Origin of the sequence: Paenibacillus sp. FSL M7-1455, assembly GCF_038004655.1 — a bacterium.
GTDB lineage: Bacteria > Bacillota > Bacilli > Paenibacillales > Paenibacillaceae > Paenibacillus_AQ > Paenibacillus_AQ cookii.
The window spans coordinates 817,501-839,959 of sequence record NZ_JBBORO010000001.1 but is presented as its reverse complement, the minus strand read 5'-3'; the positions used below and the strand labels follow the sequence as shown (position 1 = coordinate 839,959).

Sequence of the window (22,459 nt, the reverse complement as noted above, 5' to 3'; positions counted from 1 at the left end):
CAGCATTTTGCATGGCATTCCCCAGCCGCCTGTTCATAAAAAGCCCCCTCTTCACCTGGTGAAGAGGGGGCCATGACCGTTATACCGCTGCGCGCATCCGTTCGAACAGCACGTTGTTTTCGAGGTGGATATGTTCGAAAGTATCCTTTTCGAGCGCCGCCAGCCGCCGGTAAACCAGCTTGTATGTACCGCAGGCGTCGGCCGGGGGCAAAAAATCGCCGGTAATTTCCCTAAGTTCCTTCAGCAGGCTTCCGGCCTGTTCATGCTCCCGTTCAAGCTCAGTCATGTGCGGTTTCAGCTGCTCGGACGCCTCAGGGTCCGGGTTCTCCACAAATTTCAGCACGAGCGGGAAAACGTTCCGATCCTCGTCTTCGGTATGCTCCAGCAGCTCCTTCTTCAATGCGGCGAATAATTCCTGCACCCGCAGCAGCTCGGGATGGCGTTCGCCATGTACCCGGGCCAGCTTCGTCACGTATGGCGTCAATGCAGGCAGCTCCTCGCGAAGAAAAGCGTGATGCTTCGTTTGGATGTATTGAACCAGTTCAGGCTCGGCAAGCTCACCCGGGCGGGTGTCTCGGCATTCCGCCAGCTTCGTTTCAAGCTCCGTAATTCGGTCAAGAACAGCCTCCGGATCATGCCCCCGTTTCTTCGCCGCCTCCTCCAAAGGGATCTTGCCTCCGCAGCAAAAATCGATGCGTAAAGACCGGAAGATATCGGCTGCTTGGGGAATGGCCGTTACAATATCGGACACTTTCGTTTGAAGCGTCAATGGACTCATCGATAAGACCTCCAATGCATTGGACTCATCAGTTGACGGGATGATCGCGCCCCCTGTTGTTTACAAGCCCAGTATAGAAAAAGGGCCTTAAGCCCGATGTGATTACGCTCATACCAAATTCCAACAATCCGTGAATTTCCTCATCCTATTTTCCCTCGTCCCAACCTCGCCCAAATTTCGGGATTACAACTCCCATACTTGTATGGTAGTATGGAACCTAGGAGGTGAACCTTATGGATGATCGTATGCTTCAACCGTCGGGCTCGGCAGGCAGCATGGTATATCAGCGGCTGAAACAGCAAATCGTCAGCTTAGAGCTGCCGCCCGGAACCTCTTTGTCCGAAAAGGAAACCTCCCTGGCCTTTGAGGTGAGCCGGACGCCGGTGCGCGAAAGTTTCGTGCGGCTGGCGCAGGAAGGATTGGTGCTTGTGCTGCCCCAACGCGGCACCCGGGTATCGCTGATCGATTCCGAGCAGGTCGAGGAAGCCCGGTTTATGCGCGAGCAGCTGGAAAAAGCGGTCGTGCGCCTGGCTTGCGGGGCTTTTCCGGAAGAGCGGCTTGCCGCCCTGGAACACAATCTTGAACAGCAGCGGGAAGCGATCCAGCGCCAGGACAGCAAAAACATGTTCGAGCTGGACGAAGAATTCCACCGGATCTTGTTTGACGGCTGCCGCAAAAGCGGAACATGGAACGTCATTCAGCAGATGAATGCCCATTTCAACCGCACCCGCATCCTGTGGCTATGGACCGATCCGCATTGGGAGCTTCTTTATGAGCAGCACCGCCAAATGTTCCTCGCGATCAAGCAGCAGCAAGCCGACCAAGCCGAGCGGATCATGATGGAGCATATGCGGCTCAGCATCGCGAACCTTCCCGTGCTCAAAGAACGTTACCCTGAGTATTTCAAGTAAAAAAGTTGTAAGCCCTACCAACTGCGAAATTTTGCCCGATGACCGGACAAAGGCCGCTTCCCCAAGCTGCGGAACGTCCCGATTCATTACGTAAAAAGGCGGTGTAGATATGCGTATGGTATTCCGGTGGTTCGGCGAAGGAAACGACACCGTTTCGCTGAGCCACATCAAGCAAATCCCCGGCGTGGAAGGCATCGTTTGGGCGCTGCACGACGTGCCGGCCGGAGAAGAATGGCCGATGGAAAAAATCTTTGAGGTCCGCGATCAGGCGGTAAAACACGGCCTCCATCTCGACGTGGTCGAAAGCGTCAACGTTCACGAGGACATCAAGCTCGGCCGGCCGACCCGCGACCTGTATATCCAAAACTACATTGCAACGATCGAAAAGCTTGCGCAGGTCGGCGTCAAAGTGATCTGCTACAATTTTATGCCCGTTTTCGATTGGGCCCGGACCGAACTGCACAAAAAGATGGACGACGGATCGACCGCGCTTTTTTTCGAAAAATCCCGCATCGACGGCATCGATCCGTTTAAGCTTGTCGAGGAGATCAACCGGAACAGCACCTTGACGATGCCGGGCTGGGAGCCGGAGCGGCTGGCTCATTTGACGAGCCTGTTTGAGGCCTATAAAGGCGTTTCCGCCGAGGATTTATGGGAACATCTTGCTTATTTCCTCAAAGCCGTCGTACCCGCGGCCGAACGCTGCGGCATTCGAATGGCCATCCATCCGGATGACCCGCCATGGCCGATTTTTGGCCTGCCGCGCATCATTACCGGCCAGGAAAGCCTGCGGCGGCTGCTCCGTATCGTGGACAGCCCTTCCAACGGCATCACGCTGTGCAGCGGTTCGTTCGGGGCCAATCCGGAAAACGACATCATCGGCATGATCCATGAGTTCCACGAGCGGATTCCGTTCGCCCATATCCGCAATGTCCGCGTTTACGACAACGGCGACTTCATCGAAACTTCGCACCGCACCCAGGACGGAACCGTCGACATCGCGGGGATCGTCAAAGCGTACCACGACCATGGATTCAGCGGATACGCCAGACCCGACCATGGCCGCCATCTCTGGGACGAAGAATGCAGACCCGGCTACGGGCTTTATGACCGGGCGCTTGGCATTATGTATTTGTGGGGATTGTGGGATGCCTTGGAGCGGGTCGAACCCATCCACGGAAAAGGAGGAACCGTATGAACGCCAATGCGAATACGATGCCCATCCACCCTGCCTTGAAAGGCAAAACGGCGGTCATTACCGGCGGGTCGGGCGTATTATGCCGGGCCATGGCGCTGGAGCTTGGCCGTCAGGGAGCCCGGGTGGCGATTTTGAACCGGACCGCGTCCAAAGGCGAAGCCGTCGCCGAAGACATCCGCGCCGCAGGCGGCACCGCCGTCGCCATTGGCTGTGACGTCACCGACAAAAACAGCGTGGAGGCGGCCGAAAAAGAGGTCCGCGAGCGTTTTGGCGGCTGCGACATCCTCATCAACGGGGCGGGCGGCAATCATCCAAGCGCCAACACGACCAATGAAATTTATCGGAGCGGCGACGAAGCGCTGCCGGATGTCACGTCCTTTTTCGACGTCAGCGTGCAGGGCTTCCGGAACGTCATGGATTTGAACTTTATCGGCACCTTCCTTCCGACGCAAATTTTCGCCAAGCATATGGCGGGCCGTCCGGGAGCGACCGTGCTGAACATTTCCTCCATGAGCTCCGTCAGCCCGATGACGAAAGTGCCTGCCTACAGCGCGGCCAAAGCGGCCATCAACAATTTTACGCAGTGGCTTGCGGTGCATTTTGCGGAAACGGGCATCCGCGTCAACGCGATGGCTCCGGGTTTTTTCCTGACGGAACAAAACCGCGCGCTGCTGACGAACCCCGACGGCTCGCTTACCGAACGTTCTCATAAAATCATCACCCATACGCCGATGCGCCGTTTTGGCGTCCCGGAGGATCTGCTGGGCACCATGCTCTGGCTGGTCGACGATACGGTATCCGGCTTTGTCACGGGAACCGTCATTCCCGTGGACGGAGGTTTCATGGCCTACTCGGGCGTTTAGACCAAGCTTGGAGATCCAAAACATCGTACCTTGAAAGATCAAAAAAGCAAAGAACGGGATCAAGGGAAACACGCAAAGAGGCGATCCGTTCTCGCCTGCTAGCCGTTGGAACCCTTTATCCCGGCGCGTAAAAAGGGGAAGCCCGCCGCATTCGCGATATGGGACTTCCCCTTTTTTTGGATTATTGTTTGACTTCCAGCACGATCAGCCCGATGCCGCCGGCGGTCAACCGATCCGGGTTCAAGGATCGAATATGTTCCCCGCCCATGACGGCGCTCCATTCTCCCAACGTTGGAAGCGGAAGGATCGTTTCCTCGGCCCTGGCATGATACAGCACATACAAATGCTTCGACGGGTCGCCGCCGGCATGATCGCGCAGCGTATATGCCACGCATCCCGCGGGCGCTTCTTCGAACACAAGATGCGTCTTGATCTGCTCCGCCGTACGAAGACGGAAGGCCGGATGCTCTTTCCGGAGCCGAATCACTCGCCGCACGTAGTCGACTTCGCAGGGGTGGGCAGCGCAGCGCTCCCAATCCAGCCAATTGACTTCATCCGGCGATTTGTAGCTGTTTTCCACGCCGTTTTTGGTACGCATAAATTCCTGGCCGGCATGGAGCAGCGGGATGCCTTGGCTGGTCAGCACGATCGCCGTCCCGAGGCGGTGCATGCTTTTCCGCATGTCATCCCCGATTCCTGGCGTCGAAAGAACCAGCTTATCCCACATCGTGTGATTATCATGGCATTCGGCGTAATTGACCGTTTGCACCGGCTCTTCGGCATACTGCCGCAGCCTGTCGCTGTACCGGATTCCTCCCGCCACGCCTTTTCGGATATCCTGTTCAAAGCCGGTCGCCCCGCTGATAAAGCCTTTGTTTTCATGGTTGAAAATGCTGCCTTTGACCGCATCCCGCAGCCCGTCGTTGAATTGGCCGATTCCCGGAAGCTTGGCGGCATTCGCCTGGTTGGCCCGCTTCTCGGCAGGCAGCGTCGTATCGGACATATTCCAGCCTTCGCCGATCATGATGATGCCCGGATCGATTTCATCCAAGCGGCGGCGGATTTCATTCATCGTTTCGATGTCCATCAGCCCCATCAGGTCGAACCGGAAACCGTCGATATGGTATTCCTTCACCCAATGCAGCACGGAATCCACGATGAATTTGCGGGCCATTTTCCGTTCGGAAGCCAATTCGTTGCCGCAGAAGGAGCCGTCCGACAGCGTTCCGTCATCCCTGTAGCGCAGGTAGTAGCCTGGCACAAGCTTGGTAAAGTTCATTAAATACCAATCGTACACATGGTTGTACACGACGTCCATAATCACGCGCAGGCCTTTGTCATGCAGCGTTTGCACCAGCTGCTTCAATTCCTTGATCCGCACGGCAGGATCATAAGGATCGGTTGCATAGGAGCCTTCCGGCACATTGTAGTTTTTCGGATCGTATCCCCAGTTGTACTGCGGAACGTCGGATTTTGCTTCGTCGACGCTTTCGGTCGCAAAATCGTAAATGGGCATCAGCTGGACATGCGTTACCCCAAGGCTGCGGATATGATCAAGTCCGGTCGGGATCTGTTTAGGCCCCCGCGTCCCCTCCTCGGCTAACCCGAGATATTTTCCGCGATGGGAAATCCCGCTCTTTGGATGAATGGACAGATCCCGGAGGTGAAGTTCGTAAATGACCGCATCCACCGGCGATGCAAGCGGAGGCCTATCCTCCGTCCAGCGCTCCGGGTTCGTCGCTTCCATGTCCACGATCGCCCCGCGGTCCCCGTTGATTCCTACGGCCGTGGCATAAGGATCTACGCCTTCATTCCACTGCTCGCCGATTTTCACCTTATAGTTGTAGCCGATTCCCTTGTAATCGCCTTCAAGGGTCAGGGTCCACGTCCCGCCTTCATCGCGGGCCATGTCCATCTCTTCGGCAAACGTGCATCTCCACACGGGATATAACAATACCTTCGCCTCGGAAGCCGTTGGCGCCCATAGACGGAACTTGGTTGCCTCCGGCGTATAACGTACGCCAAGGTCGTCGCCTTCATACGCAAATAAAGAGTCGAATTCCGGATCAAACACGGAAGTGCCCTTCGTTACCGCCGGATTCCCGTAATCGACCACCACGCCATGATGCTCTTTTTGTACCGACACGCATGCCACTCTCCATTAATTTGTCATTTTCATTATGTATATGATATCAACCCTTATCCCTTGGTTGTATCGGCTTCCTTCACATGATTCAGCAGTTTTTTTAAGGCTGCCTTGTCATGGCCGGTCAATACCGGAACAGATTCCGTTATTGTTTCAATATCCCAGTCCCACCACTTTAAGGCATGAAGCATCTCAATGGTTTCTCCGTCGAATCGGTAACGGATTAATCGGGCCGGGTTGCCTCCGACAATGGAATAAGGCGCAACATCTTTGGTCACCACGGCGTTTGAGGCGATGATCGCGCCGTTACCGATACGAACCCCGGGCATAATCGTAGCGTTGTAGCCGATCCAAACATCGTTTCCGACATTTGTATCGCCCTTGAAACCTCCGCTTAAATTCGTTAATCCCGTTTCCCAATCCCCGCCAAACGCCCCAAAAGGGAACGTCGTAAACGAATTGATATTATGATTCGCCCCGTTCATGATAAATTTTACGTTGGATGCAATTGCGCAAAATTTCCCGATGATGAGCTTATCCCCGATAAAGTCAAAGTGATAAAGGACGTTTTTCTCAAAATTGAGCGGATTCTCGAAATCGTCGTAATATGTGAAATCCCCGATTTCTATATTAGGATTGACCACAACATTTTTCAGGAAACAGAGGCTTCTGACATTTTTCATTGGAAAAACGCTTCCCGGATCCGGAACGTTCATCTGGCGCCCCCCCTTCAAGATATTATTGCGCTCTTAGAATCCATGCTGCTGGGGCAGGGCATTTACAGCGACCTTTCCATTATATTCGATCATGGCCCGCTATAAGCTTAAAGGCAGCCGATCCTTGCATTGCAAGGGTTGACTGCCTTTAAGCTATCCCGTCAGAATGTATTTTTAAGCCTTGATGTATGTCGGAACCGCTTAAGCTTGGCAGGATTCACGGCTGGTTAAAATGCCGCTGCCGCATCGCCTCGAACAGCAAGACCGTCGAAGCCATCGCGACGTTAAGCGATTCCGCTTGGCCCTTCATCGGAATGGTCAGCGCATCGTCCACCAGCTGCTGGGCAGCTTCGGACACGCCTTTTGCCTCATTGCCCATCAAAAGCCACGAAGGTCCGGTAAAATCGTATCCGTAGCAGGTCGACGTCGCCTGCAGGCTCGTGCTGACGATCCGGACGCCGCTCTGTTTCGCCTGCGGAAGCAATTCCATCAGATCCCCTTCCACGACGGGCAGATGGAACATCGACCCCATCGTCGAACGGATCGTTTTCGGGTTATAGATATCGGCCGAACCGCGGCCGACGATGACGCCGTCCGCTCCGGCCGCATCCGCCGTCCGGATGATCGTGCCGACGTTGCCCGGGTCCTGAACGGCGTCCAGAACGATGACCAGGCTGTTTTTTTGCGCAAGCAGCTTGCCGATTGCCGCCTTCTGCTTGCGGACGACGGCAAACACCGGCTGCGGCGTTTTCGTATCCGAGCATTTGGCGATGACCGCGGCCGACACCCCGATCCACTGCGTTTGACCGGTGTCCGCCATGGACGCCAGCTCAGAGGGAATCCCCCGCTCCGCGTCAAAAGCGACGCATTCCAGGTCGGCCCCGGAGCGCAGCGCTTCCTGAACCAGATGGATGCCTTCGATCAAGTATTTTCCCTGCTTGTCCCGGTGCTTTTTCTCGAGCAGCTGCGCCCATTCCTTCGCCCGGGGATTTTGCGTTGATAATATATCCATAAAAACCGTCCTTCATGCAGGAGCAGCCTCGTATTCCGCCGACGATCCTTCGGGATCACTTCGGATACGCGAGCTCCAGCTTCGTCAAGTTGCCCGTTTCGCCCACGATGACCAGCACGTCGCCTTCTTCGAGGCGGTCGTCCGCATTCGGGGAAATATTCATCTTGGTGCCGCGTTTCACCGCCATGACGTTGCAGCCGAAGCGGGCGCGCACATCAAGTTCCTTCAAGTTTTTGCCGATCATTTCCTGCGACACCTTCATTTCGAGAATGCTGTAGTCCTCGGAAATTTCGATGTAATCGAGAATATTCGGGGAAATCAAATGATGAGCGACCCTCATGCCCATATCCCGTTCCGGATAAATGACTTTGTCCGCTCCGATCTTGTTCAGGACCTTCCCGTGAAGCTCGTTTTGCGCTTTGACGATGATCGTCTCCACGCCGATGTCCTTCAGGATGAGCGTGGTCAAAATGCTGGACTGGATGTCTTCGCCGATCGCCACGACCACCACGTCGAAATTCCGGATTCCAAGCGCGCGCAGCGCCTCCTCGTCCGTGCTGTCAGCCGAAACGGCATGCGTTACAATATTGGAAACCGCCTGGGTGCGCTGCTCGTCAGAGTCGATCGCCAGAACGTCGAAACCCATCTCGCTGAGCGCATTGGCTACGCTAAAACCGAATCGCCCCATACCTATGACGGCGTACTGCTTTTTCGCCATTTGTTAACCCCCCGGGTTGCAGAAGTCTATCCCGATTATTATATCACAGCGCGCAAAAAACTTGAATTTTGCCCAGCGGCATGGGGAACATTATGGAGGTAAACGATTTTTCACAGGTGGAGGGAATACGATGTCAATCACACTTGACCTGCGTCAAGCGGTCATCCATAAGGTTCATGACAGCAGCGAAGCGGATCTCCGCTCCATGATCGAAGGCTCGGTGGACGGGCCTGAACAGGCGCTGCCCGGGCTCGGCGTTATTTTTGAAATGATCTGGAAAAACATAGATACGAATCAGCAGGACAACCTGGTTCATGTCGTGAATGAACATTTGAAGCACGTCTCTCCAGGTCCTTTGTCCTAACCTGCAACGCCGGGACGAAAAAACCTCCGCCTATCCTGCGGAGGTTTTTTGCTGAACGATGGTTTTACGGAGCGGTATCCAAAAATTTCGCGTCCGGATTTTTTTCCATGGCCGTACGCATGGCATATTCGTTTTCGAACAACACGACGTAATTTCCTTTTTTGTCTTTCACGAGCGTCGAGTTGATCCGGAACTTGCTCGGGTCGATGTCGTCGCCGACGATCCAGCGGGCGAACTGGTACGGCATCCGCTGCAGCTGCACGTCCACGCCGTATTCGCCTTTCATCCGGTATTCGAACACCTCGAACTGGAGCTGGCCGACAACCCCGAGAATCGTATCGTCGAAGCTGACCGTCTGGAACACCTGAATGGTCCCCTCTTCCGTCAGCTGGTCGATCCCCTTCTGGTACTGCTTATGCTTAAGCGCGTTTTTCACCGTGACCTTAGCGAAAATCTCCGGCGAAAACGTCGGCAGTTCGTCGAACACGACCTCGCTGCCCTGGCTGAGCGAATCGCCGATCCGGAAAATACCGGGGTCGAACAGACCGATAATGTCGCCGGGATACGCCTCTTCGACGATATCGCGGTCCTGGGCCAAAAACTGCTGCGGCTGCGACAGCTTGATGTCCTTGCCGGCCCTGACATGCTTGACGCTCATCCCCCGCTGGAACTTGCCCGATACGATGCGCATGAACGCGATCCGGTCGCGGTGCGCAGGATTCATGTTCGCCTGGATTTTGAAAATATAACCCGAGAACTTTTCGTTCGAAGGCTCGATCAGTCCGGCCGTGCTGCTCCGCGGCTGCGGTTTCGGCGCAAGCTGCAGGAAGTTTTCGAGGAACGTCTGCACGCCGAAGTTGTTGATCGCGCTGCCGAAAAATACCGGCGTCAGTTCGCCTTTCAGCACTTTGTCCATGTCGAACGGATCGCCTGCAACGTCAAGAAGCTCCAGGTCCTGGCAGAGCTGCTCATGGAAATACTCCCCGGCCATTTCCCGGATGACCGGATCATGGTAGTCATCGACCTTTTTCACTTGAATCGTGGAATGGTCGTTGCCCTGGAACAGCTCGACCTGATTTTTCGCCCGGTCGTATACGCCGCACAGATCCCGGCCGGAGCCGATCGGCCAGTTCATTGGCACGGAACGGATGCCGAGCACCTGCTCGAGCTCTTCCATCAATTCGAACGGGTTGCGGCCTTCGCGGTCCAATTTGTTGATGAACGTAAAAATCGGAATGCCTCGCTTCGCGCACACCTGAAACAGCTTGATCGTCTGCGCTTCGACGCCTTTGGCTACGTCGATCAGCATGACCGCGCTGTCGGCGGCGGTCAGCGTCCGGTAGGTGTCCTCACTGAAATCCTGGTGACCCGGCGTATCCAAAATGTTGATCCGGTGTCCCATATAATCAAACTGCATCACGGAGGAGGTTACCGAGATCCCCCGTTGTTTTTCGATTTCCATCCAGTCGCTGGTGGCATGCTTGCTGGCTTTGCGGGCTTTGACCGTACCGGCTAACCGGATGGCGCCCCCGAACAGCAGCAGCTTTTCCGTCAATGTCGTTTTACCCGCGTCCGGGTGGGAAATGATCGCGAAGGTTCTTCGCTTATCGACTTCCTGCTGCAAGGCTTGGTCTATCGCTTTGCTCATTTCACTATTCCCTTCATCTCAATAGATCGAACCGAAAGCTGATTTCACGTTTCCCGGTTCACTCTATACTACTTTTGTCATTTTATTATTGTACCACATTCCATACGCAAATCACCCCCATGCAGTAGCTGCATGAGGATGATTATTTTTCATATTCTGAAATTATTTATTAACTTCCCAAACGACGTCGTCTTCTTCCTGTCCATTGACCGGCCACCAGTGGAAGCCATCCTCCGCCAGCAGTTGATCGGCTTCTTTCGGCCCCCAGGAACCCGCAGGGTATTGAAGAGGCCCTTCCGGATCCTGTTTCCATGCTTCGGCGATGCGGTCCACGAAAGACCATGCCGTAGCCACCTCGTCCCAACGGGTAAAATAAGTCGAATCCCCCCGAGCCGCATCATGCAGCAGGCGTTCATAAGCTTCAGGCGAGTTGATGCCCACCATGCAGCTTTGGCAAAAGTCCATCGCAAGCGGTTCGATTTCGGATTCGGAACCCGGCCTTTTCGCGTTGATTTTCACGTAAATGCCTTCCATCGGATTGACCCGAATGACAAGCAGGTTTGGCTCGAGTTTATACTTTTTCCCGAGATAAACGTTGTTCGGCATGCCTTTGAATTCGACCACTATTTCGGTCGTTTTGACGGGAAGCCGCTTGCCTGTCCGAATGTAGAACGGAACTCCCGCCCAACGGAAGTTGTCCACGAATACGCGGGCCATATAATACGTTTCGGTATTGGACTCTGGATCGATCTTATCTTCGTCGCGGTATGCCGGTAAATCTTTGCCGCGCGAGCTGCCCTGCACATATTGTCCGCGGACGACGTTTTTCTTCACTTCCTCCGCATTGGCGTAAGGACGAAGCGAACGAAGCACCTTCACCTTCTCGTCGCGGATATCTTCCGGAAGCAGCCGGCTCGGCGGCTCCATGGCGATCATCGTGAGCATTTGCAGCATATGGTTTTGTCCCATGTCCCGCAGCGCTCCCGCGTGATCGTAATACCCGCCGCGCTCTTCCACCCCGACGGTTTCACTGAGCGTAATTTGCACGTTTGCGATATGTTTGTTGTTCCAGAGCGGCTCAAAAAACGCATTCGCAAAACGGATGACTTCGATATTTTGAACCATTTCCTTCCCGAGGTAATGGTCGATGCGATAAATTTCCTCTTCCTTAAATACCTGACGGATCTGCTCGTTCAGCTCTTCGGCCGATTGCAAATCGTATCCGAAAGGTTTTTCGATCACGAGGCGTCTCCATCCCGCACTGTTCAGCATGCCGCCTTTTTGCAGGTTGGACGAAACGCTTCCGAACAGCTCCGGTGCCAGGGCCAGATAAAACAGGCGGTTCCCCGGAATATGGTAGCGTTCCTCCAAAGCGACCGTCTGGTCGTTCAGCTCGCGGAAGCCGTCCACATTGTTGATGTCCAGGGACTTGTACTCAAAATGCTCCGCAAAGGCGCGGAACTGGTCGTCATTTTCCGTTTTGTACCGGCAAAATTCCTGGATGGAGTGAAACACGTCCTCGCGGAATTCCTCTTGGGTGCGCGGCCGGCGCGCCACGCCGATGACGGCAAAATCTTCGGCCAATTTACCTTCGCGGTACAAGCTATAAATGGCCGGAAACAGTTTTCGTTTAGCCAAATCTCCGGTAGCCCCAAAAATAAAAAATACGGCGCCCGGTGTCTTGAGCGATTCCAAATTTTGATTTTCAGCCATGGCCCTCAATCATCCCTTATGTAGTATGGTGTATTTTTATGCAAAAGGAACTTCCGCCTGGATCTCCAAGAGATCCGGAATACGCCGTCTTGGGCACCCCTTATTGTAAAAGGACCGCACAGCAGCCGGCGGCAGAATTCCCTGCGAAAACAACCTCGCTTCAGCTTTTGCTGAACGGTGATCCAAGACAAAACAGCAGCATCTTTATCAAGGCAACGTTTAGTTCATATCCTCTTATACCCAAAAATTAATGATACGTCATTTTAGCATATTCATCCAAATGTTGCTATCCGTTTTTCTTACCAAAACACTCAAAATATTATGGCCATTTCTTCAATAAACCATCCGCCATCAATATTCGATCGTAATGACCGGCAGGCCGATCGTCACCCGGTTTGTTCCGCGTACATCATCTTCATGAACGGCAACCTGCATATTGAGCCACGTGTCGCCGCTTCTTACCCGCGTTTTCAACGACGGCACCTGATAAGCATTGCTGACGGTCGTCTCATCCTGGTACGTTTCCTTAGGGACGGCATCCAAAATCCCCTTAAGCCGCCCTTCAATCCGGTTCATGGTGTCAGCCGCTTCCGTCCGATCGTCGACATGCCCCTGCAAAGCCGCATTCCACTTCGCATCGATGCCGGCATCCCGCATTTTTTCCCCGAACTTGGCCTGCAAATCGGCAAGGCTGTCCCACTGCTGCGGCGTTTGCGCCTCCAGCTGGATGATGACGTAACTTTGGTCGCCGGAGATTTCCTGCCAGTTGAACCGAACGTTGACCGCGTCTTTTTCCCCTATGGCCCGATAAGTCGTATGACCGTTTTCTTCCACTTCTTTCACGGACGGCAGCTGCAGCGATCGGCTCAGATGTTGGGCAGCCGCTTCGGCATCGCCGCTTCCTTCCCAAGTTCCCTGCCATTTGATGACGACGCGCTGCGGCTCTTTCACCATTTGCCGGCCCAGGTTAAACAGCGTCCGGAGTTCGTTTTGATCGGCTTCGGCCTGAACCTTCGTCAAGCTGTTCCAAAACTGAAAATACATGATTCCCAATAAAACCATTCCCGCCAAACCAAAAGCTCCCCATTTTGCCGCCGTTTTCATCCCCATCCATCCCCTTAGCCCTAAACTATCAATCTACTAAACAGGATGTCCGGGTTAAGAGAAGATTATACCCTGCAGGCAAAGTTGGATAAATGGGTGAATAACTATGGCATGCCAGCCTAAAGCCGAATACATTGTTAACAAAAATAGAAGAGGAGGATTGACCCTTTACATGATCCCGATCTATCCCCTTTCAGAAGAAAACATCATGAAACATCGCGGCAAAATGGTCCTTGCTTGTTTGCATGACGGCAGAACCTACGTCGGAAGGTTGACGCATTGCCGCAACGGCGAAATCATATTAAACGGCGAAGAAAATACCGCGCTTCACGCCGCCAACCTCAAGCCGGCCCAGAAACGCCCGCACTCCTCGAAAAAACAGAAAAACGCCGCCCCGAAAGCCCAGGTTCGCGCCCTATTCCCGCCATACGGCTACGGGTACCCGCCTTACGGTTACGGGTATTACGGATTCGGAGCCGGAGCAGTCGCTCTCAGCCTCGGCTTGCTTGCGCTTCTGTTCCTCATTTAAAACCGAAAATGCACCCTGCCGGTACCTTTCGGGCCCTTTCAGGTTCCGTCGGTAGGCATGGGTGCATTTGCTTTATTCCGCCAATCCGTTTTTATAGGCGTATATGGCCGCTTGGGTGCGGTCGTCGACCCCCAGCTTCGCCAAAATGTTCGTCACGTGGAATTTGACCGTTTTGATGCCGATGATCAATTCATCGGCGATCTCCTGATTCGATTTGCCTTGGGCCAAAAGCCGCAGCACGTCCATCTCCCGCTCCGTCAATTCCTTATGGGCAGGGGCTTCGGTTTCCGCATGCCGGAACCGGTTCATCATCTTGGATGCCACCTGCGATTCCAGCACCGATTGGCCGCGGGCGGCGGCCCGGATGGCTTCGGCGATTTCGCTTGCCCGGGACGTTTTCAGCAGGTAGCTGAAAGCGCCTGCCTCGATGACCGGATACATTTTCTCGTCGTCCAGGTAACTCGTCAGCACGATCACCTTGCAGTCCGGGTACAGCTTCAGGAGCTGCCGAGTCGCTTCGATGCCGTCCATTCCATCCATCACCAGGTCCATCAACACCACATCCGGCTTGTATTCGCGGGCCAGGCGTATGCCCTCCTCGCCGCTGCCGGCTTCGCCGACTACCTCGATGCCGTCCTCCGTGCCAAGCACTGCGGCCAGCCCGATGCGCACCATCTCGTGATCATCCACGAGCAGCACTTTGATCGCCGGCTTTTCTAAATCCTCCATGGTCCTCTTCCCCTCCTTTTTCTTCATATACGATTGGAATCGTAATTTCGATTCGCGTTCCCTTGCCCGGAGCGGTAATGAACAGGATCGAACCCCCGATTTCGCTCACCCGTTCCTGCATATTGGAAAGGCCGTACGAGGCCTGCTTTTTCTCGTCCATTTCGAATCCCTGTCCATCGTCGCGCAGCATCACCCATACGGCGTCCTGCTTCTGATGAATGCGGATTTCCATTTTTTCCGCTTTGGCATGCCGCAGCGTATTCGACATCGCTTCCTGAATGATCCGGAACAGATGGTTTTCGATTCCTTTCATCAACTGGATGCCTTCATCCATTTCGAACGCGATTTCCATCGGTACTTTAACCTTAAGCTCTTTAATAAGTTCTTTCAACCCCTGCTCCAGCGGTTTCCCTTCCAGATACACCGGCCGGAGGTGAAGAAGCAGCGCCCGCATCTCCGATTGCGCTACGGCGGCCATCTCTTCGATCAGAGCCACCTGCCGCTGCGCCTTGTCAAAATCCTTCGCCAGCGTTCTTCCCACGGCCGTAGCCGTCATCGATATCGCGAACAGCTGCTGCGAGACCGCATCATGCAGCTCCCGAGCGAGCCGCTGCCGCTCTTCGACGATCGCGGATACCCTGGCCTGCTCGGCAAGCTGGGCATTGTTGGTGGACAGGCGCTGGAGAGACGTAACCTGCTCCTCCCATTTCTTGCTGATGCGCCCGAGCTGTTCGCCGAGGCGGCCCACCTCGTCCACGCCAAGCTCCGGCACGTCCCGCGACAAATTCCCTTTTTCCCAGGATAACAGCGTGTCGCGAAGCAGCTCCAACCTTCTTTTCGTCCGGTAGCTTTGGTAAAACCCGTACATCGCCCCGATCCCGAGAGGCACCAGTACCAGCGTCGTAATCGCCTGCACCCGTTTGTTCCAGTCGTCGAACGGCGCCAAATAACCATATGTATACAACACGTAAAAAATGATAAGCAGCAGTATAAAAGAAAGAAGGGCTCCCTCGCCCATGCTTCGGGAGACCATATTGACCGGCTTTTTTTCTTTCACGCGGGGAACCCCCATTTCTTAGGAAATATGAATATCAAGATCGCCAACGAGATAAGAGATGATGAATTTCACTTTCTGCTCGCTGGTCTCATAGTTGGGCGACTTCCAGTTCAAACGGTTCATCATGCCGTTGTCCCGTTCCCCCCTGAAGTCGATGGAGCCGAACAAGACGAAGGCTTCGATCTCGATGCCGTAATACTCCGGAATCTGCAGGTCCATATCGCCCATGATTCCTTGGAACATCATCACGGTTTCCTTATCCTCCGGGATGGCCAGGGACAAGTCCATATCGGCCTCGCCAAACACATGCCATACGCTCATGCTGCGCATCACCCATGGCTGCTGGTCCCAATCGAAATTGGAGGAAAAGTTTTGCTTTTGAATAAAACCTTCCTTGGGCTGTACCTTTTTGGCCTTGATGAAAAAGAATCCGAGCGATAACAGCGCAATGCCGAGGACAATCATTAGATGGTCGAGTACGAGCAAAATGGCTCCGACCGCCAGCAGGCGATAGCCCCGCTTTACCTTGCCGCCGCGAATCGCATAGATTCCTGCCAATAAAAACAACAGTGCGACAATGGTAAAAAAGCCGACCCACCTGCCGACCAGCATGAGAAGGCCGACCCCGATGAGAATTAGGGCAATCAAGCGATTTCTTTTTTCCATGCCGCACCTCCTTGCGATGTCTTGAAACCGTTCATGGTAAAGGTCGGAAAAGCCATATGGGGCGAGGCTTTCGCACCAGTATGGCTTTCCACTTCTCATTCTTTATAGCATATCATATTGTCCTATTTTGTGAAGACTTATTCTTTCGTAGCTTTTGTCCCGCCGGCATTGCCGGAAGCGTTCATTTTGTTTTTCAGCGCCTTAAGCTGTTCTTCCACTTTCAGCTGCTTTTCGGCATCCACCGGACTCGTGAACGTGCTGGCCGATGGGCGGTATGGGGCGCGGAGGACGTCGGCTTCAGCTTCCATTTGCATGATTTTTTCTTCCATGCGGTGGAATCCGAGGGACGCGCTGCCGCTTTCGATCGTATGCAGGCTGTTGATTTGTGACATTTGCTTTTTGGCTTTCGCCATTTGGGCGCGGGTCACCAGCTCGTTGCGTTTGTTGCGCATTTTGTAGAACTCGTCTTTCATGTCATGCAGCTGCTGCACCAATTCTTTGGCTTGCGTTTCGGACTGCGCATGCAGGTCGCGGTATTCGGTGATTTTTTGATCGAAATAGATTTTTTCTTCGAGCAGCTTGCGTGCGATTTCCTCCTGGCCGTTTTTCAGGGCGAGCTCGGCTTGAGCCTCGCGCTGCACGGACATTTTTTCGGCTTCTTCAACGCGCTGCTTCATGCGGCGCTCGTTCGCCATTTGTTTGGCAACCGTCAGTTCGGCCTCGTGGATTTCAGCCTCCATATCGCGGAGGTATTGGTTCAGCATGACAATCGGATCCTCTACTTTATCCAGCAGCTCATTTACCGACGCTTTCGTCATATCTTTCAATCTTTTAAATACTCCCATGTTTTACACTTCTCCCTTCTCGTATTTGGACAGTTTTTTCTTCAGCTCTTCAAGCTCTTTTTTCATGGCTTTCTTTTCGATGTCTTCCATCATGGCGTCCAGGTTGGACGACGGGGAGGAAAATCCTCCGCTAGGTCTGCTGCCATAAGACGGATCGTTGTATCTGCTTCTTGGGTCAAAGGATGGGCCGTTGTTGTTGTAGTGGCCGTTTCCTCCGTAATAGCTTCCGTTGCCGTAAGCTCCGTTGCCCGGATGGCCGCCGTAGTAACCGCCTGGGCCCGCGGGGCCGTATGGATTATAAGGCGGAACCGGTTCCTTCGGTACGACGAGAGCGGCGATGAAGTAGATGAACAAGGTGGTGCCGCCTGTGAAGAAAACCGTGACGATGAACAAAATCCGCAGCAGCGTCGAGTCCATCCCGATCAAGTCCGACAGTCCGCCGCAAAGCCCGGTGACCATCTTATCCCGTCTCGAACGGTAGAGTTTGCTCATGATGTTACTCCTTTCCGCTGTTGTTCAGCTTTTGTTTCAAACGGGCCATTTCCTTCTCCAGGATGCTGGATACCGTCTCGCCGGCCTGCTCTAAGTATTGTTGGCCCATGCGGCGCAGGTCCCGCAAGCTTTGGGCTTCGAACTCCCAGTCGGAGATGCGGTCCTCGAGGCGGTTGAACATTTTAGGAACGTCCTGGCCGCCGCCGTAGCCCTCCATCCGTTGGTTCATGCGCTGCTGGAGCCGAAGCGTCTCCATGCGCGCCACGTAATATTGGCGTTTGTTATAAACGGTTTGGTATTCCAGTTTCAATTCGTTCAGCTGGCTTTCCAGGTCCATCAAGGAACTTTGGGTCGTATTCAGCAATTCGCTGTATTGTTCCAGCTTTTCCTCATAAATGATCTTTTCTTGGAGCGCCAGCTTGGCGAGATGATCTTCCCCGGCCTTCAAGGCCAGGAGCGCCTGCTCTTCGCGTTTGTTTTTCATCGTTTCGGCTTGATCGACTTGCAGCTTCAGCTGTCTCATATGTGCGGTGGACTGCTGTACAAGCTTTTCGGCTTCAACGATGTCATCCCGCGTGGTGGCCAGAAACTGGTCGATCAGCCGCACCGGATCCTGACTTTGCTCCAAACGTTCATTGATATTCGCTGCGGTAATATCCCGCACCCGACGAAAAACACTCATCTTGTGTAGCCCCTCCTTATTCGTTTTTTCCGGATTTCGGATAACATCCTCTTCATACGGATATGTGGTACGATATTTGCAACAGATTCATGTTAGTAGTAGCTTTTCTTTCCCTTCAGAAGGGAGATTCCGAAAATCACCAGCGCGATGCCGAGCAGCGGTCCGATGATCCAGGACAACTTCGCCAGCAAAGACAAAGCACCGAACGCAAGGATGATGGTTCCGATCACCACTTTGCCTCTGCGGATTCCGTAATAGCCAAGGACGATCAGCAGAATCGGGAAGAGCAAACCAATCAGTTTACCAAACAGTGGGGCGAACAAACCGAAGAGCATCAGCGCCCCGACGACGATCAATACGATTGCTGTTCCGTTATTGCGGTTTTTCATGCATTTCTCACTTCCTTTCAGTGCATCAACCTTATGTCTTTATTTTAGGTGGTACGGCCTCTTTCCAAAACAGACTGCAGACGGTTTTTCATCCTAGACCTTGGTCGGGGAACGTTTCAGACCTAAGGCTATCGGGGGTTTTTGCCCTATACCGCCGTTTTCCGGGTTGTTTAGCCTCCGAGGGTTTGCGACAGCAGCTAAAAGCAAAAAAAGGCACCGGAAACATCCGGCACCCTATTATAAGAAGCTTTACATATTTGCTTCGGCCGAAACCGGCTCGTTAGCGGCAGCGCTTTTTCCGTCATGCCTGACCAAAGAGATGAACAGGAGGCAAGCAGCATGCCGGCCGAGGCGCAAATGAACAAGGAACGGTATCCGAACTGATCGATCATCAGGCCGAGCAATGGCGGCGACGTGATCGCCGCAAGCGACGAGACGAGATAATACAATCCCGTCCGCGTGCCGATGCTGCCCTCGCTGCCGACCGATACCACAAAAGGGTACGAGTTGATGTTAATGAGGGCCCAGCAAATCCCTCCCAGCGCAAGCAACACCCGCAGCAGCAGAACGGTATCGACGAACGGCACCGCCGCAAATACAGCAAACAGTCCGATCACGCCCGCAAGGATCGTTTTCCTTTTGCCCAACCGGTTGCCAAGCCAGCCGCTCGGGATCGCAAACAACACGAAAAACAAGGAAAAGAACGTAAGCGAAAATGCCGCGTCTTTTTCCGTTAATCCCATGTAATGTTTACCGTATAAAGTAAATAGCGCTTCCACGCCTTGATAGGACACAAACCAGAAAAAGATCGCTGCGAGCAGGAGCACCGTCGTGCGGTCCAGTTCTCCTTTGAGCTTGATTTTCGGCCGTTTCTCGGCAGGCAGCGATACGATGACGTCCCTATTTTCCTTAATTGCGGCCGTCAGAATCCATAATGAAATCAAGGTAATCGCCGCTGCCGCGATAAAAGGAAAGGAAGGATTCGCCCCATACAGCACAGAACCGGCTCCAAAGGCCAAAATGCCGCCAAAACCGCCCATAAAATTAATGATGCCGTTCGCTTTGGTCCGTTGATGATCGGGCGTAATATCCGGCATGAGGGCGACCGTCGGGGAGCGGTAGACGCTCATTGAAAGGTTCATCAGCATCATGAACAGGAGAAGCGTGATAAAACTCGTATGTAATGGAATCAGGATGACGAACAGCGCAGCTGCAGGCATGCCCAACATCAGAAATGGCATCCGTTTGCCGAAACGGGTCTGGGTTTTGTCGCTCAAATGGCCGATCCATGGCTGCAAAAACAAAGCGAAGTAGTTGTCGAGGGTCATCATGAAGCCAATCAAGGCCGTGCTTTTAAGATAAGGATCCAAAAAATAAGGAACAAACGCGTTATAAAGCGACCAGGTAATGCTGATGCTGAAAAAACCGAATCCGAGCAGCCATGTTTTTTTCATGAAGGGAATGACCTCCACTTTCTTTTAAAATCGGGATTCAGGAACAGTGTAAAAAACTTGAATCATTTGTAGGTTGTTAGCAGCCGTTGGGCGATATCAGCCTCCAATTGAGGATCTCCGTTTTTTATATTATACAACAGGAGCATTCATGTATTGTTTGATCTTCGTTAGAAAAACGTAAGAATGGCTTGGTCAAGTTTAGAACCGCCGCAACGGTGAAGGAATGCAAAAAAGCTCTTAAGCTGCAATCATTGCAACTTAAGAGCTTGATCGTTCATGAGTATGCTGGTGAAGGGACTTGAACCCCCACTCCGTTGCCGGAAGCGGATTTTGAGTCCGCCGCGTCTGCCATTCCGCCACACCAGCAGATGAAGATGAAACGCGCCCTAAGAGATTCGAACTCCTGACCTTTTGATTCGTAGTCAAACGCTCTATCCAGCTGAGCTAAGGGCGCATATTTGATTGTAATGGAGGCGCCACCCAGATTCGAACTGGGGATAAAGCTTTTGCAGAGCTGTGCCTTACCACTTGGCTATGGCGCCGTAAATATTGGAGCGGACGACGGGAATCGAACCCGCGACCCTCGCCTTGGCAAGGCGATGCTCTACCGCTGAGCCACGTCCGCGTAAATGGCTGGGGATATAGGATTCGAACCTATGCATGACGGAGTCAAAGTCCGTTGCCTTACCGCTTGGCTAATCCCCAACAATTTGAAAACTTAGAGGGCGATCGATGGGACTTGAACCCACGAATGCCGGAGCCACAATCCGGTGCGTTAACCCCTTCGCCACGACCGCCACATATAAAATTGAACTGGCAGGGGCAGCAGGAATTGAACCCACACTAACGGTTTTGGAGACCGCTGTTCTACCTTTAAACTATGCCCCTAGATACTGGTGGAGGCTGATGGATTCGAACCACCGAACTCGTACGAGAACAGATTTACAGTCTGCTGCGTTTGGCCACTTCGCTAAGCCTCCACAATGGTGCCGGCGAGAGGACTTGAACCCCCAACCTACTGATTACAAGTCAGTTGCTCTACCAATTGAGCTACACCGGCTTTTATTCGTTTATGATTTCATGGTGGCTCGGGACGGAATCGAACCGCCGACACGAGGATTTTCAGTCCTCTGCTCTACCGACTGAGCTACCGAGCCTTACTATAACATGGTTAAAGCTTCTATGCAATACTTCATACCCTGAAATATTGAATGGCGGAACCGACGGGATTCGAACCCGCGATCTCCTGCGTGACAGGCAGGCATGTTAGGCCTCTACACCACGGTTCCACGGCCTTAATAATTTCTCCTGTAAAGAATCTACATATGTTATGAAAACATATTTAGACTTTTTGGAGATAAATTGCGGGGGCAGGATTTGAACCTGCGGCCTTCGGGTTATGAGCCCGACGAGCTACCGGACTGCTCCACCCCGCGTCATTATGAATCCTCGTTGAATGAGGATGATATGGTGGAGACTGAGGGGATCGAACCCCCGACCCTCTGCTTGTAAGGCAGATGCTCTCCCAGCTGAGCTAAGTCTCCATGGTGACCCGTAGGGGATTCGAACCCCTGTTACCTCCGTGAAAGGGAGGTGTCTTAACCCCTTGACCAACGGGCCTTAATTTAATGCTAATGAAATTTTATGGCGGAGAGAGAGGGATTCGAACCCTCGAGACGCTTGTGACGCCTACACGATTTCCAATCGTGCTCCTTCGGCCAACTCGGACACCTCTCCATAATGGCTCCCCGAACAGGACTCGAACCTGTGACAACTCGATTAACAGTCGAGTGCTCTACCGACTGAGCTATCAGGGAACAATAATTATTCAGATGTTTGATCACCTGAAAACTAGATACGAAACGTTTGCGTTTTATTTTCCGTAGCATTTCCCGGTTTTAAATCCGGGGCCCCCGAAAAGTATTCGGATTGAACCGCGAAGCCTAAGCTTCACTTTTTGGGGTACTTTTTAGGATAAGCCCTCGACCGATTAGTATTGGTCAGCTCCATGCATTGCTGCACTTCCACCTCCAACCTATCTACCTCGTCGTCTTCAAGGGGTCTTACATACTGGGAAATCTCATCTTGAGGGGGGCTTCACGCTTAGATGCTTTCAGCGCTTATCCCGTCCGTACGTAGCTACCCAGCCATGCTCCTGGCGGAACAACTGGTGCACCAGCGGTACGTCCATCCCGGTCCTCTCGTACTAAGGACAGCTCCTCTCAAATTTCCTACGCCCACGACAGATAGGGACCGAACTGTCTCACGACGTTCTGAACCCAGCTCGCGTACCGCTTTAATGGGCGAACAGCCCAACCCTTGGGACCTACTTCAGCCCCAGGATGCGATGAGCCGACATCGAGGTGCCAAACCTCCCCGTCGATGTGGACTCTTGGGGGAGATAAGCCTGTTATCCCCAGGGTAGCTTTTATCCGTTGAGCGATG

Annotated in this window: 21 protein-coding genes, 16 tRNA genes and 1 rRNA gene (1 of these 38 cut by a window edge); 5 read left to right on the top strand and 33 right to left on the bottom strand. The window is 53.4% G+C overall.

The features are described 5' to 3' along the window. Positions 1-79: 79 nt before the first annotated feature. Positions 80-778 carry an iron-sulfur cluster repair di-iron protein gene (ric, locus tag NYE48_RS03780; RefSeq protein WP_340996950.1) on the bottom strand — a complete coding sequence of 233 codons (699 nt, stop codon included), beginning with the start codon at positions 776-778 and terminating at the stop codon, positions 80-82. Positions 779-1,011: 233 nt separating this feature from the next. Here ric and NYE48_RS03775 point away from each other — a divergent pair, with 233 nt between their 5' ends. The 3 genes from NYE48_RS03775 (at position 1,012) to NYE48_RS03765 (ending at position 3,750) form a co-directional block, all read left to right on the top strand. Further along, positions 1,012-1,689, top strand: a complete 678-nt coding sequence (locus tag NYE48_RS03775; RefSeq protein WP_036714600.1) for a GntR family transcriptional regulator — start codon at positions 1,012-1,014, stop codon at positions 1,687-1,689. Positions 1,690-1,798: 109 nt separating this feature from the next. Further along, positions 1,799-2,887, top strand: coding sequence for a mannonate dehydratase (gene uxuA / locus NYE48_RS03770; protein ID WP_340996948.1), 1,089 nt, complete (start codon positions 1,799-1,801; stop codon positions 2,885-2,887). Then, a complete protein-coding gene (locus NYE48_RS03765) occupies positions 2,884-3,750 on the top strand; it encodes an SDR family oxidoreductase (protein WP_036714598.1) in 867 nt (288 codons plus the stop codon). Before uxuA ends, NYE48_RS03765 begins: the two co-directional genes overlap by 4 nt. A gap of 181 nt (positions 3,751-3,931) precedes the next feature. Here the strand turns inward: NYE48_RS03765 and pulA are convergent, their stop codons facing one another. The 4 genes from pulA to NYE48_RS03745 form a co-directional block, all read right to left on the bottom strand. Continuing rightward, a complete protein-coding gene (pulA, locus tag NYE48_RS03760; protein ID WP_340996946.1) occupies positions 3,932-5,896 on the bottom strand; it encodes a type I pullulanase in 1,965 nt (654 codons plus the stop codon). A 53-nt stretch (positions 5,897-5,949) separates the two neighbouring features. Continuing rightward, positions 5,950-6,612, bottom strand: a complete 663-nt coding sequence (locus NYE48_RS03755; protein WP_445323941.1) for a CatB-related O-acetyltransferase — start codon at positions 6,610-6,612, stop codon at positions 5,950-5,952. A gap of 217 nt (positions 6,613-6,829) precedes the next feature. Continuing rightward, entirely contained in the window at positions 6,830-7,624 is a 795-nt protein-coding gene (locus NYE48_RS03750) for a TrmH family RNA methyltransferase (RefSeq protein WP_340996940.1), read from the bottom strand. A gap of 55 nt (positions 7,625-7,679) precedes the next feature. Continuing rightward, positions 7,680-8,342, bottom strand: coding sequence for a potassium channel family protein (locus tag NYE48_RS03745; RefSeq protein ID WP_036714596.1), 663 nt, complete (start codon positions 8,340-8,342; stop codon positions 7,680-7,682). Between the two features lie 130 nt (positions 8,343-8,472). On the opposite strand from NYE48_RS03745, the gene sspI reads away from it, so the two are divergent. Next, positions 8,473-8,706 (top strand): small acid-soluble spore protein SspI, encoded by a 234-nt coding sequence (sspI, locus tag NYE48_RS03740; RefSeq protein ID WP_036714594.1) that lies wholly within the window; start codon positions 8,473-8,475, stop codon positions 8,704-8,706. A gap of 64 nt (positions 8,707-8,770) precedes the next feature. On the opposite strand, the gene NYE48_RS03735 is transcribed toward sspI, so the two are convergent. The 3 genes from NYE48_RS03735 to NYE48_RS03725 all read right to left on the bottom strand — a co-directional run bounded on the left by NYE48_RS03735 (position 8,771) and on the right by NYE48_RS03725 (position 13,171). After that, positions 8,771-10,354: a peptide chain release factor 3 gene (locus NYE48_RS03735; protein WP_036714592.1), complete on the bottom strand. Its 1,584-nt coding sequence runs from the start codon at positions 10,352-10,354 to the stop codon at positions 8,771-8,773. Positions 10,355-10,516: 162 nt separating this feature from the next. Beyond that, complete coding sequence (gene zwf / locus NYE48_RS03730) at positions 10,517-12,067, bottom strand: glucose-6-phosphate dehydrogenase (RefSeq protein WP_036714590.1); 1,551 nt, start codon at positions 12,065-12,067, stop codon at positions 10,517-10,519. Positions 12,068-12,418: 351 nt separating this feature from the next. Beyond that, entirely contained in the window at positions 12,419-13,171 is a 753-nt protein-coding gene (locus NYE48_RS03725; RefSeq protein WP_340996936.1) for a YwmB family TATA-box binding protein, read from the bottom strand. Between the two features lie 172 nt (positions 13,172-13,343). Here NYE48_RS03725 and NYE48_RS03720 point away from each other — a divergent pair, with 172 nt between their 5' ends. Further along, complete coding sequence (locus NYE48_RS03720) at positions 13,344-13,700, top strand: hypothetical protein (protein WP_036714584.1); 357 nt, start codon at positions 13,344-13,346, stop codon at positions 13,698-13,700. A 72-nt stretch (positions 13,701-13,772) separates the two neighbouring features. On the opposite strand, the gene NYE48_RS03715 is transcribed toward NYE48_RS03720, so the two are convergent. From NYE48_RS03715 to NYE48_RS03595, 25 genes are all read right to left on the bottom strand, one after another. Then, positions 13,773-14,429 (bottom strand): response regulator transcription factor, encoded by a 657-nt coding sequence (locus tag NYE48_RS03715; RefSeq protein ID WP_036714583.1) that lies wholly within the window; start codon positions 14,427-14,429, stop codon positions 13,773-13,775. Continuing rightward, on the bottom strand, positions 14,383-15,486 hold the full coding sequence (locus NYE48_RS03710) for a sensor histidine kinase (RefSeq protein WP_340996934.1): 1,104 nt from the start codon (positions 15,484-15,486) through the stop codon (positions 14,383-14,385). The genes NYE48_RS03715 and NYE48_RS03710 overlap by 47 nt, the downstream gene beginning before the upstream one ends. Positions 15,487-15,504: 18 nt before the next feature. Then, the gene (liaF, locus tag NYE48_RS03705; protein WP_340996931.1) at positions 15,505-16,152 is read right to left on the bottom strand and encodes a cell wall-active antibiotics response protein LiaF; all 648 of its coding nucleotides are present in this window, start codon (positions 16,150-16,152) and stop codon (positions 15,505-15,507) included. Between the two features lie 137 nt (positions 16,153-16,289). Then, positions 16,290-16,997, bottom strand: coding sequence for a PspA/IM30 family protein (locus NYE48_RS03700; RefSeq protein WP_212952765.1), 708 nt, complete (start codon positions 16,995-16,997; stop codon positions 16,290-16,292). Between the two features lie 3 nt (positions 16,998-17,000). Then, positions 17,001-17,489, bottom strand: a complete 489-nt coding sequence (locus NYE48_RS03695) for a PspC domain-containing protein (protein WP_340996929.1) — start codon at positions 17,487-17,489, stop codon at positions 17,001-17,003. 4 nt (positions 17,490-17,493) lie between these two features. Next, positions 17,494-18,171, bottom strand: coding sequence for a PspA/IM30 family protein (locus NYE48_RS03690; protein WP_036714572.1), 678 nt, complete (start codon positions 18,169-18,171; stop codon positions 17,494-17,496). Between the two features lie 92 nt (positions 18,172-18,263). Further along, entirely contained in the window at positions 18,264-18,560 is a 297-nt protein-coding gene (locus NYE48_RS03685) for a LiaF transmembrane domain-containing protein (RefSeq protein WP_339322351.1), read from the bottom strand. A 197-nt stretch (positions 18,561-18,757) separates the two neighbouring features. Then, complete coding sequence (locus NYE48_RS03680; protein ID WP_340996925.1) at positions 18,758-20,014, bottom strand: SLC45 family MFS transporter; 1,257 nt, start codon at positions 20,012-20,014, stop codon at positions 18,758-18,760. Positions 20,015-20,297: 283 nt separating this feature from the next. Then, positions 20,298-20,380: transfer RNA gene (locus NYE48_RS03675), tRNA-Leu, on the bottom strand. Positions 20,381-20,394: 14 nt separating this feature from the next. Next, positions 20,395-20,468: transfer RNA gene (locus tag NYE48_RS03670), tRNA-Arg, on the bottom strand. 14 nt (positions 20,469-20,482) lie between these two features. Continuing rightward, positions 20,483-20,556, bottom strand: a tRNA-Cys gene (locus NYE48_RS03665). 8 nt (positions 20,557-20,564) lie between these two features. Next, positions 20,565-20,639, bottom strand: a tRNA-Gly gene (locus tag NYE48_RS03660). A gap of 5 nt (positions 20,640-20,644) precedes the next feature. Continuing rightward, positions 20,645-20,719: transfer RNA gene (locus NYE48_RS03655), tRNA-Gln, on the bottom strand. A 19-nt stretch (positions 20,720-20,738) separates the two neighbouring features. Next, positions 20,739-20,811 (bottom strand) — tRNA-His (locus NYE48_RS03650). 17 nt (positions 20,812-20,828) lie between these two features. Then, positions 20,829-20,902 (bottom strand) — tRNA-Trp (locus tag NYE48_RS03645). Positions 20,903-20,908: 6 nt separating this feature from the next. Continuing rightward, positions 20,909-20,994 (bottom strand) — tRNA-Tyr (locus NYE48_RS03640). A 4-nt stretch (positions 20,995-20,998) separates the two neighbouring features. Next, positions 20,999-21,074: transfer RNA gene (locus NYE48_RS03635), tRNA-Thr, on the bottom strand. A gap of 21 nt (positions 21,075-21,095) precedes the next feature. After that, positions 21,096-21,171: transfer RNA gene (locus NYE48_RS03630), tRNA-Phe, on the bottom strand. Positions 21,172-21,226: 55 nt separating this feature from the next. Next, positions 21,227-21,303, bottom strand: a tRNA-Asp gene (locus tag NYE48_RS03625). A gap of 73 nt (positions 21,304-21,376) precedes the next feature. Continuing rightward, positions 21,377-21,450, bottom strand: a tRNA-Met gene (locus NYE48_RS03620). A 32-nt stretch (positions 21,451-21,482) separates the two neighbouring features. Further along, a tRNA-Val gene (locus NYE48_RS03615) sits at positions 21,483-21,558 on the bottom strand. 1 nt (position 21,559) lies between these two features. After that, a tRNA-Glu gene (locus tag NYE48_RS03610) sits at positions 21,560-21,634 on the bottom strand. Between the two features lie 25 nt (positions 21,635-21,659). Further along, positions 21,660-21,751, bottom strand: a tRNA-Ser gene (locus NYE48_RS03605). A 4-nt stretch (positions 21,752-21,755) separates the two neighbouring features. Further along, positions 21,756-21,831, bottom strand: a tRNA-Asn gene (locus NYE48_RS03600). Between the two features lie 153 nt (positions 21,832-21,984). Next, a 23S ribosomal RNA gene (locus NYE48_RS03595) occupies positions 21,985-22,459 on the bottom strand (it continues 2,573 nt past the right edge of the window).